Here is a 14,018-nt window from a genome sequence, read left to right as displayed (position 1 = left end):
TGGCCACCGTGCCGCCGGTCAGCGGCACCGCGCCGACCACCACCGCCACGAAGGTACGACGAGCGAGTCGCCCGCGATTCCCGTACCACCGTCTGAGCGCGCCGGACCGTCCCCGCAAGCCGAGAGAGTATTCGGGCCGTGCTCACGACGTCGGGCCCGGGGCTGACCGGCACGGCCCTTCGGGTTTGGCTTTCGTTGCTAGGGTTTCGTGGGCCAGGACGGGGAGGCTGCGGGACGTCAGACGATGCCGGCGACAGTCGGCCTGGCCGGTGGGGGGAAGCTGACGATGGGGCACGTTGAGTTCGGTCGTAACCAGTACGGCGCGCCGACCATGACGAGCGGTGACCGGCGCTTCCGCGACCTCGCCTCCCAACTCACCAGCGACATCCAGAGCTACGCCCCGGACTGCCTGGAGTTGTTGCAGTGCATCGACGACGTGGTGTCCGGGCGTTCCGCGCACGAGGAGTACGAGGGCAACTCCGCCGTCGTGCGCTGCACGCCGACCGGTGTCACGGTGGACAGCCTCGGGCCTGTCCCGTCGGGTACGACGTACACGGTCGACGAGGCGCGAGAGGTCATCCTCACCTACTTCGACTTCCTGGCCCCGTCCGTGCAGGACAGGAAGCGGCACCTGGCGACCGGGGAGCAGGAGCACGGCGGCCCGTTCCCGGGTCGTCACCTGCTGCGTCTCGACGGCTGAGACCCCCCTCAGCTTCGGCCCCACCGCTGGCTGGTGCCGCCGTTGCAGGTCGACAGGACCACCTGGGTGCCGTTGGCGGTCGCGGCGACGTTCGGTGCGAGGCACAGGCCGGACTGCACCCCGGTGACCGTGCCGTCGGTTCCGAGGTTCCATTGCTGGTTGGTGCCGCCGTTGCAGTCCCAGATGATCACCCGGGTGCCCGCCGTGGTGCCCGCGCCCTCGGCGTCCAGGCACTTCGTGCCGTACACCTGGAATTGCCTGGTGGCGGTCGGCGTCCACTGCTGGTTGGTGCCGCCGTTGCAGTCCCACAACGCCACCTGGGTGCCGTTCGTCTGCGACCGGGACGGGACGTCCAGGCAGCGGCCGGCGTTGACGTTGCGCAGCGGTCCGGCCGTGCCGCCCGGCGGCGGGGTGGTGGGGCTCGTGGTGTCGAGGCCGAGGAAGCGGACGGCCTGGGCGGCGTCGAACGGGATGGAGTGGCCGTACCCCTGGAAGCTGATCGCCTCGACGGGTGCCGTGCCGCCGGTGCCGCCGTAGCGGGTGCGGGTGGCGCTGGTCTGCGGGGAGTCGGTGTAGCTGGGGGTCTGCGAGACGCCCTGGACGTTGGTCCACTGCTTGATCTGTTCGCCGAAGTTGACGTAGCTCAGCGTGGTGTCCGTGGTGCCGTGCCAGATCTGCACCCGGGGACGCTTGCCGGTGTATCCCGGGTACGCGTTGCGGACCAGGTCACCCCACTGCTGCGGGGTCCGGACGATCCGCCCGCCGGAGCACTCGCTGTTCCACTCCGCGCCGTTGGTGGTGGCGAAGCATCCGAACGGGACACCGGAGGAGCTGAATCCGGCGTTGAACACCTCCGGGTAGAGGCCGAGCATGACGTTGGTCATCATGGCACCGGAGGAGAACCCGCCCACGGCGATCCGGTTCGCGTCGACCGGGTAGCGACTCCGGACGTGGTCGACCATGGACTTGAGGCCGATGGGGTCGCTGCCGCCGTCACGCCGGAGGGCCTGCGGTGAGGAGACGTCCCAGCACTTGCTGCTCCGGGTCACCGACGGGTAGATCACGATGAAGCCGTAGCGGTCGGCCAGGGTGCTGAGCCCGAACCCGCTGTGCACCGCCGGGCCGCTGCCGGTGCAGTAGTGCAGCGCGAGGAGCAGGGCCGGCTGGGCCGCGACCCGGTCCGGCACGTACAGGTGCATCTGGAGGTTCGTGGGGTTGGTGCCGAAGTTGGTCACCTGGGTGAGCGTCGCGGCCGACGCCGGGGTGGCGACAGTGACCACGGCCGTCATCGTCGCCAGGGCCGTGGCCAGCGCGGCGGCCAGGAGGGCGATCCTTGATCTCATCGGCGGTTCCTCTGGTCGTGAGCACGGACGCTGCTCGCCTCGCATCGACTGTGAGCGATAACATGCCGGTCGTCAAGATGTAACGTATGACGTCTTCGCCGGGTCCACCGCGTCTGCGTCGGTGCCGCTCCGGTTGGGCCCCCTTGAGATCTTCGATCCGACCGTGACATTCTTGGCCGTCGATTGCCTGCCGCGCCTGCGGGGGCCGACGCCCGTCCACTGGGCAGCCGGGATCCGACCAGGGATTCCGGGGGACGGGGCACGAGCGATGGGACACCGGGGCCTGTCCGTCCACGAGTCCGCCCCGCCACCGCGTCACATCCGTCCGGCTGGGCGACTCACCGTCGTTCACCGCGAAGGAAATCCGCCCATGAACCTCCCGAGAAGCCGCGCGACGCTGCTGGCGAGCCTGCTGCTCGCCGCGACCGCGCTTTCCGGCGTCAACCCACCCAACGCCAGCGCCGCACCCGACCCGGCCGCCGTCGCCGTCACCGTCGACGCCCGGGCGGGGATGGCGACCGTGCCCGACACCGCGCTGGGCGTCAACCACGCCATCTGGGACCAGAACCTCGGCACCCCCGAGACGTCGGACCTGCTCCGCGACGCCGGCGTGCAGATGATGCGTTACCCCGGCGGCTCGTACGCCGACATCTACCACTGGAAGGACCACACCGCGCCCGGCGGCTACGTCGCGCCGAACACCGACTTCGACACGTTCATGGCGGCCGTGAAGCGGGTCGGCGCACAGCCGATGATCATCGCGAACTACGGCACCGGCACCCCCGCTGAGGCTGCCGACTGGGTGCGCTACGCCAACGTGACCAAGGGGTACGGCGCGCGGTACTGGACGGTGGGCAACGAGAACTACGGCAACGGCCACTACGGGTCCGCCTGGGAGGCGGACGACCACCCGGACAAGAGCGCGACACAGTACGCGCGGCTGGTCGTCGAGTATGCCGACGCCATGAAGGCGGTCGACCCGAGCATCAAGGTCGGCGCGGTGCTCACCATGCCGGGCAACTGGCCGGACGGAATCACCGCCGGCAGCGACCCGGGCCCGTGGAACCAGACCGTCCTCTCCATCGCCGGCCCGAAGATCGATTTCGTGGACGTGCACTGGTACCCGGGCGGCAGCGCCGCCGACTCGCTGGCCCGCACCAGCCACATCTCCGATGCGACCTACCTGCTGCGGCAGCAACTCAGCCGTTACGCCGGCCCGAACGCCGACCGCATCGGCATCAGCTTCACCGAGTTGAACGTCGATGCCGGCCGGACCACCCAACCGGCCGCGCTCTTCCTGGCCGACGCCTACAGCGAGCTGCTGGAGAACGGCATCTTCACCGTCCACTGGTGGAACGTGCACAACGGCATCGGCACCGTCACGGACGTCGCCGGGCAGACCGACTACGGCGACTTCGGCATGCTCTCCAGTGGCGCCTGCACCGAGGACGGCTCGGTCTGCGAACCACCGCTGAACACACCGTTCGCGCCGTACCACGGGTTGAGCATGATGAAGCTCTTCGCCAAGGCCGGTGACCAGTTCGTGCGGGCCGGCAGCGACGAGCCGCTGGTCAGCGCGCACGCGGTCCGCCGGCGCAACGGTGACCTCGCGGTGTTGCTGGTCAACAAGGACCCGGACAACGCCCACCCGGTCACCATCGACTATGCCGGGTTCACCCCGTCGACCGCCGCGCCGACGGTGTCCACCCTCGCCAACGGCGCCGCCGGCATCGCCACCGGCCAGTCCGGCTCCGCCACCAGCCGGACGCTGCCGGCGTACTCGTTGACCACGCTCGTGCTGCGACCGGCCGGCGCGACCGCCGGACGGCCCTCGGCACCGGGCCAACCCACCGTCAGCGGCGTCACCGACCGGGCCGCGACGATCTCCTGGCCGGCGGCGACCCCGGGCGGTAGCCCGATCGCCAAGTACGAGGTGTACCGGCAGAACGGCGGGCTCAGCGAGCAGCTCGGCGAGACGGCGGCCACCTCGTTCACCGTCGGCAACCTCGTGCCGGGCAGCAGGTACACCGTCAACGTGGTGGCCCGGGACACCGCCGGCAGGGTGTCCTGGTCCTCACCGCCGCTCACCTTCGCCACCGGCGGCCCCGCCGCCAGCGCGTGCACCGTCCGGTTCACCACGAACAGCGACTGGGGCAACGGCTACATCGGCGGCGTCGAGATCGTCAACAACGGGACCAGTCCGATCTACGGGTGGACGCTCACCTGGACCTGGCCCACCGGCTGGCAGCAGGTGAGCAGCGGCTGGAGCGCCACCTGGGAGCAGGTCGGCACCGCCGTGCGCGTCACGCCCACCGACGACAACCGGCAGATCGCCGCCGGCGGCAGCGTCAGCGCCGGCTTCGTCGGCGCGTACAGCGGGCCGAACGTGCTGCCCACGGCGTTCACCCTCAACGGCACCGTCTGCGCGACAGGCTGACGCCGCCGTCGGGTGGCCGGCCGGCCCGTTCGTCGGGCCGGCCGGATCCCGGCCTCGACCCCGGCGACGGTGCCGGCGGGCAGGGGGCCGCGCCAGTCCGGGGCGACGCCGGTCGTGGCGGCATCGTGGCACCCCGACCGCCACCCGGGTTTCTGTTACCCACATATTGATAATTGGCCATTTGGGGGCTAATTCTGGCGGGGCCAAGAGGAATCACATTCTTGAATATCCTTCCCCTGATCCCTTGTCGTTACACATAGGCGGAGGTGTCAGTGGGACACAGCAGACGATTGCGTTCGAGTCTTGCCGCGGTGGTCGCGGCACTGGTCGCCGTGCCGGTGGCGCTGGTCGCCACGCCCGCGTCGGCGGAAGGTAGACACCTCTGGGAGGTGGAGGTCGCCAAGATCCCCACCGCCGAGTACACCAGCGACGCTCAGGTCTACATCACCGAGTCGACTCAGGCCCTGCGGCCGTACGTGGGGGACGGGCTGGGCGACAGCCGGATCGACCCGGTGCTGGCGGACGTCGGCAGCCGGTACTTCGACGGCGCCCGGCTCAAGAGCGCCGGCGACGGCGCGGCGGCGTTCGACAACCTCAAGCACCTGGAGGCGTTCCTCAAGAGCCGGCTCACCGGCGCCAGCCCGCCCAACGGCGAGGCCGAGCAGGCCCATGTGGTCGCGCTGGTGGAGACCCTGTCGGGGGCCCGCCTCCTGGCGGACGCGGCGATCCAGGACGCCGAGGCGACCATCGGCCCGTTCCGGGCCAGCCCACCACCCGCGCCCGCTCCGGTGGGGCTGACCGAAGCGTTCGCGGATCTGGCTGCGGCGAAGGTGAACCTGGCCAAGGCCGACGACATGCTGGTCAAGGCCAATCCGGTGCCGGCGACGATCCAGTCGGCGGACGCCTGGGCCAACGGCTTCAAGGTGCTGACCCGCCTCGGCATCACCTACGGCGGCGACCACGACTCCGACGGCGTGGTCGACGTGGTCGAGCTGCGCTTCGGGTCCAGCCCGCTGCTGGTCGACTCCGACGGCGACGGCCTGACCGACAAGTTCGAGATCACCAAGCTCGCCGGCTGGACCATGCCGGGCCGGTCCGACACCGACGGTGACGGGACGAACGACGGCGCCGAGGACGTCGACGGCGACGGGCTGTCCAACCTGCGCGAGCAGGAGCTGGGCACTTCGCCGACCGAGGCGGACTCCGACGGCGACGGCCTCGGCGACGGGGCCGAGGTGGCCCAGGGCCGCAACCCGCTGGTGGCGGACAACCCGCCGCCGCCAGTCAGCGGGCCGGCCGGCCCGGTGCAGACCACGCCGACCGACACCGACACCGACGGTGACGGCATCGCCGACACCACGGAGACCGACGACAGCGAGACCAACCCCGCGAACCCGGACAGCGACGGCGACGGTCTGAGCGACGGGGCGGAGATCAACGAACATCTGACGAACCCGCTCAACTCCGACAGCGACGGGGACGGCCTCGCCGACGGTTACGAACTCGCGCACACCGAGGACCAGGGCCTGGATCCGCTGATCCCAGACGAGCGGGTCAGCAAGTGGACGTACGTCACCGATTTCGTGGTCGGCCTGATCGCCGGGGACTTTTCACCGAGGGACTCGATGGCGTGGCTGTCGGGCTACCTGTGCTCCGGCGGGCTGAGCCTGATTCCGGTGGTCGGTTGGGTGCTCGGCGGCCTGGCGGACCTGCGCGACACCGTCGCCGGAATCATCCACCAGGACTGGGTCGGCGCCGGGTTGAGCATCCTGGGTCTGGTCCCGTACGCCGGTGACGCGGTGGCGATCCCGGGCAAGGCCGCGAAGTTCGTCGCGCGGTACCTGCATCGGCTCGACAAGGTGATCCACTTCGTCGCCAAGTACGACAAGATCTCCGACAGCGTCAAGACGCTGACCATCCGCGCCATCCTGCTCGGCAACTACGGCCGGCTCACCGACGCGGGCTTCGCCGACGACATCATCCTGCGGATGGCCCGCCGGGCCGACAACAGCCTCGGACGGCTGGCGGACGCGTTGACCAGCGCGGTGACGCCGCCGCCGTCGCCGACGCCGTGGCTGCGGGGCGCGGACGCCGGTGAGGACTACTTCGCCGACGTCGTGATGGCGGGGGTGCCGGGCTTGCGCAACCACGCGGGGCGGATCGAAACCCCGGGCGTACCCAGGCCGGGGTCGGCACGGGAGCCGGACTTCCTGGAGACCGGCCCGCCGCGCAAGCTGCACGAGGTGAAGACCGGTAAGCCCTACCCCGGCCACTACCTCAAGCAGTGCGAACAGGACCGGCACCTGCGCGACACGGCGCAGGTGGCCGAGGTGATGTGGCACTTCCTGCCGCACGCCAACGGCTCGCTGGACATCCCGCAGGATCTCCTCGACTGCCTGCGCACCAAGCGCATCCCGTACAAGATCTATCCCTCGAACGGCTCGTTCTGGCCCTGATCCCGTCCGTGTGGGGGCCTGGTGGCGACACCGGGCCCCCCTTACCTGATAGTGAGAACCATGAGTTGGTGGCAACGGTCCCGCCCTGGCTATGCGGTCGACGGTGTCGAGCCGCAGCGCGTCGACGGCTGGGACGTCTTCGACGGTGACGCGCTGGCCGGGTCATCCGCGGTGGCTGAGGCCGCCGCGCGCCTGCCACAGGACCCGGCACTGGAGGACCTGCCGGGCTATCTGGCCGTCTCCACGAAGGACGGCCGGGAGTGGACGCTCAGCTTCGACGACGGGAAGCTGGCCGTCTTCGGCCTGTCCCGCCCCGGCAACGACCTCTTCGAGCAGGCGATGACGGCCGCCCCGTGGACCGAGTCGGTCGAACGCGTCGACCGCGAGGTCTTCCTGTTCACCACGGCCGGGGTGCGGACGGCCGACGCCGTGCTGGCGCACTGCGTCGACGTGTGTGGTGAGGTCTTCCGCCGACTCGGCGCATAGTTCCCAGCAACAGCGCGCACGACAGAGCGCCCGTCTCCGTGTCGGGGACGGGCGCTCTGTCGTGCCGGGTTGGTCAGCCGACCACCGACCGCAGAGGCACCTTGGCATCGCGTAGCGCGCGTACCAGATCACTCGCGAACGGGTGCTCGTCGACCTGGAGGCCCTGCGGGTTGGGGTTCACGACGTACGCCGAGCCGTCCTTCGCGGACGCCTTGGCGTCCGTGGTGAAGCGTTCGACGATCGCCTCAGCGCGCGGCAGGTCCGCCGCCGCCACCTGGATGGTGATCGGCCGCCAACCGCCGCCCAGGTCCGGCGTGACCGGCGCGGCGGCGGCGCTGGCGCGCGCCGGGTCGACCCCGGCGGAACGCCGGGCGTCCGAGGCGCCCGCCGGGTAGAGCAGCGCGTTGGCGACCAGGTGCAGGCCATTCTCGTTGTACGCCCGGAAGAGCGGATTGAACGCGAACAGCACCGCCCGGCCGGCACCGGTCGGCTCGTCGACCACTGCCGCCGTGCCCTTCAGGGCGTCCTCGCCGACGGTGTAGCCGTTGGCCCAGAACGTGTCACCCGTCGGGTAGCTGAGCACGTTCGTCCCGGTGGTGCTCGGGTTGAGGATCGGGTCGCTGTTGTTGAACTCGAAGTCCTCTGCCGGGCGTCCCAGCGCGACCGGGCTGTCGGTGTCGACGTCGACCCGCAGGTGCGAGCCGATCACCAGGTAGTCGGCCGGCTTGGTCTTCTCGGTGGTGGAGGTGAGCCCGGCCGCGCGGGCCACCCGTGTGCCCTCGTTGCGCAGCCCGAGGTAGGTGTGGCCCTGGGCGATCCAGTCGCGCAGGTTGGCCTGCCCGGCGGCGGTCAGACCTCCGGTCGCGCTGCTGCCGTCGGGGACCAGCAGCACGGTACGCCCGGTGAACGCCTCGGTGTTGTCGTTGATGTCGGCAGTGGTGACCGGCGTGAGGTCGAGCCCCCACCGCTTGCCGAGCACGTACCGGGCCTCGCCGTGCGAACCCGAGGTGGTGGAGATGCCGGTGCCCTGGAAGAGCCCGACGTCGGGCAGGGCCAGGCTGGTGCCGGTGGGCCGCCCGCCCGGGGTGAGGGTCACCCCGAACGACTCGGCCAGCTCGTCCACGGTGCGGCTCAGCTTGGTCGCCGGGATGGCGACGCGGCTGGTCTTCAGGTCACGGACCAGCGGAACGCCGCGACCGAGCAGGCGGAAGGTGAACTCCGCAGCGGCGGCCGAGTCGAGCGGGTACGTGTACGAACCCCACGGCCACGCGAGCGTGCCCCGGCCGCCGGAGATCCCCCGGACCAGCTCCGCCTTCGGTCGGACGTTGTCGCCGGTGTAGATGGTGGAGACGCCCATCAGCAGTGGGTTGCTCCAGGACGACACGTCGTAGAAGTAGGGGAACGGAACGTACGGGTCCTCGCCCATGATGGCCTGGATCCAGTGCTTCTGCGGCTGGTCCATCGGGATCCAGTACGCGCCCCTGGGCACTGTCACGTTCGTGGCGGTCCGTCCGCCGAAGACCCGCGCGGTGGGCACCCGGGTCGGCTTCTGCACCTCGTACACCTCGACGTCCATCCGCCGCAGCCGCTCGACGAGCTGCCGGACGTCGGCGAGCTGCCGGTCCGGCAGCAGGAAGTACGAGCGGATCTTGATGTCCGGCACGGGGAACTGGACCTCGTTGGTGGGCTGCACCACCTCGTTCGGTTCCAGGGTGCCCGCCCTGCCCTGGGCGAGCGCGTCGGTCCAGATGTCGAAGTAGCCGCTGAGCACCTCGCGCTTGTTCGCGGCGGCCCAGCCCAGCGTCGACCACTGGGTGTGGAACTGCTGCTGGACCCGGTCGGCCACCGCCGACGCGCTGCCCTTCTCGTACGTCATGCCAGCCGCGCCGAAACCGGTGGTGGGCACCGTGTCGCCGTAGCCCATGAAGAACATGTCGTACGTGTCGTAGTTGAAGTAGCACTCGGTGGTGACGGTGTCGTCGCAGGCCCCGTTGAAGCCGAAGCCGGCCTTGTTGGCCTCGCCGATCCGGTTGATCCAGTCCACCGCCTCGCCGGCGATCTCGTGGTGGATCGGGTCGGCGTTCGGCGGGAAGAAGTACTGCCGGCCACCCATCTCGTGCGCGTCGATGAACACCTGCGGCGGGTAGCGGCGCAGCAGTTCGAGCTTGCCGTCGGTCTCCTGCTGGGTGCGGGCGAACCAGTCCCGGTTCATGTCGAAGCCGAACTCGTTCTGCCGACGCGTCGCGTCGCGGCCGTCCGGGTTCTGGGTCGGAACGATGATGGTGACCAGGTTGTCGTTTCGCCGGGCGACCTCGCAGGACAGGCCCGCCGCCAACTCGTACAGCGTCTTGAGCGCCGCGTCGGTGCCGCTCTTCTCACCGCCGTGCACGTTCGCGGTGACCCAGACGATGGCCGGGCTGTCCTTCGCCGTCCGGTCGGCCGTCCGCGCGCTGGTCCGGCGCGGGTCGCGCAGGTCCCGTACGTCGTCGGCGATCTTCCGCAGGGCGGACGGCCGCACGTGGCGTTCGTTGGACACCACCGCGTACGGCAGCGGCTGGCCGAGCACGCTGGTGGCCATCACTCCGGTGACGACCCGGTTGGACGCGCTGTCCACAGCCCCGAGGTACGTCCGCACCTCGTCGTTGGTGACGACCCGCTCCTGGCCCGCGCCGAGGGGGAAGCCGAGCACGGTCTCCGGGGCGGGCACGGTGCTCAGCCGGGAGTTCGGGTCGTTGCTGCAGGGGGAGGGTCGGGTGGGGCTCGCGGTCGCCGTGCCGCTGAGCAGGGGAGCCATGCCGAGCAGGAGCGCGATCGTGGCGGCACCCGCCAGCCGCTTCGGAGGGACCGTCCAGAACGGACGCGACGATGGGGCCATGTCTCGGGTTCCCTTCCTGGGGAAAGCCTCGCAGTGGCCGGAGCCTATGAACCGTCGATGCGCAGGTCAAGCTTCGATCGACTTCGGTGACTGCACGGGATGCCCGAGCCGGGGCCGGCTGGCAGGATGGCGGGGTGGGGTCCACCTCGCCCGGAAGGAGGAGACAGTGCCGGCGTCTCTGGAGATGATCACGCTCTCGGTCTTCCCGGATCTTCCGTCCGCCGATGCTCGGCGTTCGCTGACGTCCTGGTTGCGCGCGGAGGACCGGCTGCGCGACGGGGTGACCACAACCTCGTCGGCGGGCGACACCGAGGTGCTGCGGGTGGTGGCCGACGACGCTGGCACCGTCATGGTGCTGGTGCAGGCCATCGCAGGTTGGCTGACCCATCGCCGGGACGACGTGACGGTCCAGCTCAGCCGTCCGGACGGCTGGTCGGTCGAGCTGGACGTGCGCCGGGCTCGGGACATGGACGAGGTCACGGCGCTCATCGAGGCCGCCGTGCGCGCGGTTTCCCCCGGACAGGGCGCGCCGCCCGCGACCAGGTGATCACGGGCGGCGCGTCGCGGGTACGCCTACCAGGTCGTCAGGCCGAGGCCGATCGTCCTGGTCAGCGTGGCGTTGTCGTCGTCGCCGTCCAGCGACCAGATCATCGCTCCGGCCAGGCCGGCACGGCGGATGTAGAGCGTCTTCTGCAACACGACCGCCGGGTCGTCGTACGTCCAGAACGTCGTGCCGTCGAACAGCCAGGCGTGCCCGGCGCGGAGGTCGCGGTGCACTGTGTAGCCGTTGCCGGCCAGGGTCTTGAGCTTTTTGTAGTCCTCGTAGCCGGCCTCGAAGGTGGCCGGCGCGGGCCCGGTGGCCGGCTGGAAGAGGCCGTTGCCGCCTCCGGTGACACCGGTCCAACCCCGACCGTAGTACGGGATGCCGAGCACGAGCTTGTCGCGCGGCGCCCCGCGGGCGATCCAGCCGTCGATGGCCACCTCGACGGAGAAGTCCGGGTTGTCCGGCGATCCCGCCGGTACGCGCAGCGCCGACTGCTGGTTGGCCACTGCCTCCCAGCCGCCGTGGAAGTCGTACCCCTGCACTGTGGCGAAGTCCAGGTACTTGAAGATCTTGCGGCCCTCGTAGCCGGCGTCCATGGTGGCCGGGTTGGCCGGCAGGAAGGCGGTCAGCGGGTGGTGCGTCCGGGTGGTGCGCCCGTACGCGTCGAGTTGCCGGCGGAACTCGGCGAGCAGCTTGGTGAAGTTCTCCCGGTCCTCCGGGCGGATGACGTTGCCGGGCTCACCCTCCCAGTTGGGCCACTCCCAGTCGAGGTCGATGCCGTCGAAGACGCCGGCCCCGGCACCCGGGCCGCCGGCGGCGCCGTCCCCGCCGGGCAGGTTGCCCTTCAGGTAGAGGTCGATGCAGGACGCGACGAACGCCTTGCGGGACGCGTCGGTGCGGGCGGCGTTCGAGAAGTACGTCGACCAGCTCCAGCCACCCAGCGAGATCAGCACCTTCAGTTTGGGGTGCTTGGCCTTCAGCTTGGCGAGCTGGCCGAAGTTGCCGTTGAGGGCCTGGCCAGGGGCGTCCGCGACGCCGTCGACGCTCTCCTCGGCGGGGACGGGTCGCTGGTAGTCGGCCCAGGCGTCGCCCTCGCCCGGCCCGCCGTCCACGTAGCAGCGTCCGTCCTCGCTGACGTTGCCGAAGGCGTAGTTGACGTGGGTGAGGCGGCTCGCCGCCCCGGACGTGTCGAGCTTCTTGACCGGGAAGGCCCGGCCGTAGATGCCCCACTGGGTGAAGTAGCCGACCCGGTGGTAACCGGTGCGGCGCTGCTGGTTGTCGCCCGCGCTGGCGGCGCTGGGCGGGGCGGCGGTGAACAGCAGGGCCGCCACTGTGACGACGGCGGTGAGACGGCGGTGGCGGAATGGTCGCATCGGCACACTCCCACGAGGCATCAAGCAGAATTAGTAAAGAGACTTATCTGATTGATGAAGTTAAGCCGATCACAGTCCGGGGTCAAGAGCGTCCAGCCACATCGGGGATTGTTGCGGCGTTACCCGGTGGTAACGATGTTGTGCATGTTCTTCACCGCGGCGGCCTTCGGCTACCTGGTGACCCGCGTCGGCGCCCGGCCCGCCACCGTGCAGCCCTGACGGGTGCCGCCAGCCCGGCCGGCGGTGCCGCCGGCCGGGCTGATGCTGGTCAGCCGACCTGGTCGTTGTCCTTGAGGGAGCCCCAACCGTGCCAGCGGTCGATCTCGATCAGGGCGCTGACCCGGGCGCGCTCCCGGCGGGGGTACGCATTGCCGGTGTAGTGCTGCGACAACCGGTCGATGTCCGCCAGGTCCTCGTCGGCCCGCAGCTCGACGACGTGCCCGATGATGCTGACGTGGGTGTACCAGCCGGCCTCGTCGAGCACGGTCAGGGACACCCGCGGGTCGTTGCGGACGTGCTCCAGCCGGCGGCGGCTCTCGTCCATGTTCACCAGGATCCGGCCGTCCTCCCACAGGTACCAGGTGGCAGCGGACACCGGCTGACCGGTCGCCTGCAGGGTGGTCATGACGGCCGGGTTCGGCTTCTGGAGCATGGCGATCGCGGGCTCGGGCAGCGGTGGCTTGGACATGAAGTCTCTCCTCGTCGCGTCAGGGTTACCCCTGCACGTTACGCACCCTCCGTCCCGATCGCCGTGGGATGTGATCGCTCAACTGGCGTACATCATCGTGGCGGGGAACTCGCCGCTGGACCGCCACGCCTTGACGATCTTTACGGTGATCGCGCTGGCGGCCGAGTTGAATTCGCCGTCGTCGACACCTGCTTCAAGGGTTCTGGGATCGATCGTGAGAACCCGGTCGAACCTGTCCTCGAACCCGAATTCATAGCGGACCTCATCCGCGGTGGCCTCGATCCGCCTCGCGGTCACCATCATTCCCATCGCGCTGACTCCCAAAGTTGTGCCGTGATGCCGCCTAGTCGAGGTCCGAGCAGGTCCGCTCGTGCGGCAGCAGCGGTCGGACCACCAGGCGTACCCGGTGTCCCTCAGCCTGCCATCGGGTCTCGCCGCGCGCCGCGCCGGCTTCGGCCAGCAGCGGTGCCAGCGTCGCGCCGTCGACCACGTGGCAGGGCCGCTGGGGTGCGCCGTCCATCGCGGACAGGGACACGTCCAGTGGCCAGGGCCGTACGTCGGAGTTGTCCTCGGAATCGGCGACCACCAGCACCGCCGCCCGCTGCGGCAGGTACTCTCCGGCGTCGACACCGGAGGCTGCCGCGGCCTCGGCGAACGCGATCACCTCACCACGGTCACCGCCCTCGCCGGGCGACGGCTGCGTGACCGTCGTCTCGTACGTGCCGCCGGTCGTGGTCAGCCGCACGGTGAGTGTGGCCGCGTCAGTGACGTCCTGCGGGTAGTCGCGGTCCGTGAGTATGCCCGCGTCGTCCGCACGCCGGAACAGCGCGTCGATCTGTGCCGTCGAGAGCGTCCGGCGATGCCCCGTCAGCAGCGCACCCCGGTCGTCACCCCGCGTCACGGCGGTGCCGTCGCCGTAGAGGGTGAGCGCCGGCAGCGCCCACTGCTCGGCGGAGGCGGCGAAACCGCCGCGCCGGTCGACCACCGCGATCACGGTGTCCGTGCCGGTCGGCGGCCGAGCTGCCGGTCCGTCAGAGCAGGCGGCGAGGAGGAGGACCGCACTGAGCAGTAGGCGTCGGGTCATTACCGTTCGACGTTCCCCCTGCGGGTACAGGT

General features: G+C 70.3%; 11 protein-coding genes. 5 read left to right on the top strand and 6 right to left on the bottom strand.

Features of this window, described 5'->3' with window-relative positions; translation table 11 throughout:
* Positions 1-286 precede the first annotated feature (286 nt).
* Positions 287-700 (top strand): hypothetical protein, encoded by a 414-nt coding sequence (locus tag AC3CF1_RS06290; RefSeq protein WP_354980807.1) that lies wholly within the window; start codon positions 287-289, stop codon positions 698-700.
* An 8-nt stretch (positions 701-708) separates the two neighbouring features.
* On the opposite strand, the gene AC3CF1_RS06285 is transcribed toward AC3CF1_RS06290, so the two are convergent.
* Positions 709-2,043 carry an extracellular catalytic domain type 1 short-chain-length polyhydroxyalkanoate depolymerase gene (locus tag AC3CF1_RS06285; RefSeq protein ID WP_488449797.1) on the bottom strand — a complete coding sequence of 445 codons (1,335 nt, stop codon included), beginning with the start codon at positions 2,041-2,043 and terminating at the stop codon, positions 709-711.
* A gap of 370 nt (positions 2,044-2,413) precedes the next feature.
* On the opposite strand from AC3CF1_RS06285, the gene AC3CF1_RS06280 reads away from it, so the two are divergent.
* The 3 genes from AC3CF1_RS06280 to AC3CF1_RS06270 all read left to right on the top strand — a co-directional run bounded on the left by AC3CF1_RS06280 (position 2,414) and on the right by AC3CF1_RS06270 (position 7,422).
* Positions 2,414-4,480: a cellulose binding domain-containing protein gene (locus AC3CF1_RS06280; protein WP_488449796.1), complete on the top strand. Its 2,067-nt coding sequence runs from the start codon at positions 2,414-2,416 to the stop codon at positions 4,478-4,480.
* A 290-nt stretch (positions 4,481-4,770) separates the two neighbouring features.
* Positions 4,771-6,936: a hypothetical protein gene (locus AC3CF1_RS06275; RefSeq protein ID WP_488449795.1), complete on the top strand. Its 2,166-nt coding sequence runs from the start codon at positions 4,771-4,773 to the stop codon at positions 6,934-6,936.
* Positions 6,937-6,996: 60 nt separating this feature from the next.
* Positions 6,997-7,422, top strand: coding sequence for a hypothetical protein (locus AC3CF1_RS06270; protein ID WP_354980803.1), 426 nt, complete (start codon positions 6,997-6,999; stop codon positions 7,420-7,422).
* A gap of 73 nt (positions 7,423-7,495) precedes the next feature.
* On the opposite strand, the gene AC3CF1_RS06265 is transcribed toward AC3CF1_RS06270, so the two are convergent.
* Complete coding sequence (locus tag AC3CF1_RS06265) at positions 7,496-10,297, bottom strand: M14 family zinc carboxypeptidase (protein WP_488449794.1); 2,802 nt, start codon at positions 10,295-10,297, stop codon at positions 7,496-7,498.
* Positions 10,298-10,463: 166 nt separating this feature from the next.
* On the opposite strand from AC3CF1_RS06265, the gene AC3CF1_RS06260 reads away from it, so the two are divergent.
* Entirely contained in the window at positions 10,464-10,844 is a 381-nt protein-coding gene (locus AC3CF1_RS06260; RefSeq protein WP_488449793.1) for an effector-associated constant component EACC1, read from the top strand.
* A gap of 26 nt (positions 10,845-10,870) precedes the next feature.
* Here the strand turns inward: AC3CF1_RS06260 and AC3CF1_RS06255 are convergent, their stop codons facing one another.
* The 4 genes from AC3CF1_RS06255 to AC3CF1_RS06240 all read right to left on the bottom strand — a co-directional run bounded on the left by AC3CF1_RS06255 (position 10,871) and on the right by AC3CF1_RS06240 (position 13,986).
* Complete coding sequence (locus tag AC3CF1_RS06255) at positions 10,871-12,214, bottom strand: glycoside hydrolase family 18 protein (protein ID WP_088948768.1); 1,344 nt, start codon at positions 12,212-12,214, stop codon at positions 10,871-10,873.
* Positions 12,215-12,482: 268 nt separating this feature from the next.
* Positions 12,483-12,902 carry a PPOX class F420-dependent oxidoreductase gene (locus AC3CF1_RS06250; protein WP_088948766.1) on the bottom strand — a complete coding sequence of 140 codons (420 nt, stop codon included), beginning with the start codon at positions 12,900-12,902 and terminating at the stop codon, positions 12,483-12,485.
* A gap of 78 nt (positions 12,903-12,980) precedes the next feature.
* A complete protein-coding gene (locus AC3CF1_RS06245; protein WP_357966874.1) occupies positions 12,981-13,205 on the bottom strand; it encodes a hypothetical protein in 225 nt (74 codons plus the stop codon).
* A 40-nt stretch (positions 13,206-13,245) separates the two neighbouring features.
* Positions 13,246-13,986 carry a hypothetical protein gene (locus tag AC3CF1_RS06240; protein WP_488449792.1) on the bottom strand — a complete coding sequence of 247 codons (741 nt, stop codon included), beginning with the start codon at positions 13,984-13,986 and terminating at the stop codon, positions 13,246-13,248.
* Positions 13,987-14,018 lie beyond the last annotated feature (32 nt).

The sequence above is a fragment of the Micromonospora sp. MGP-C2 genome, from assembly GCF_057766525.1.
This window is presented reverse-complemented; position numbering and strand designations above follow the sequence as displayed.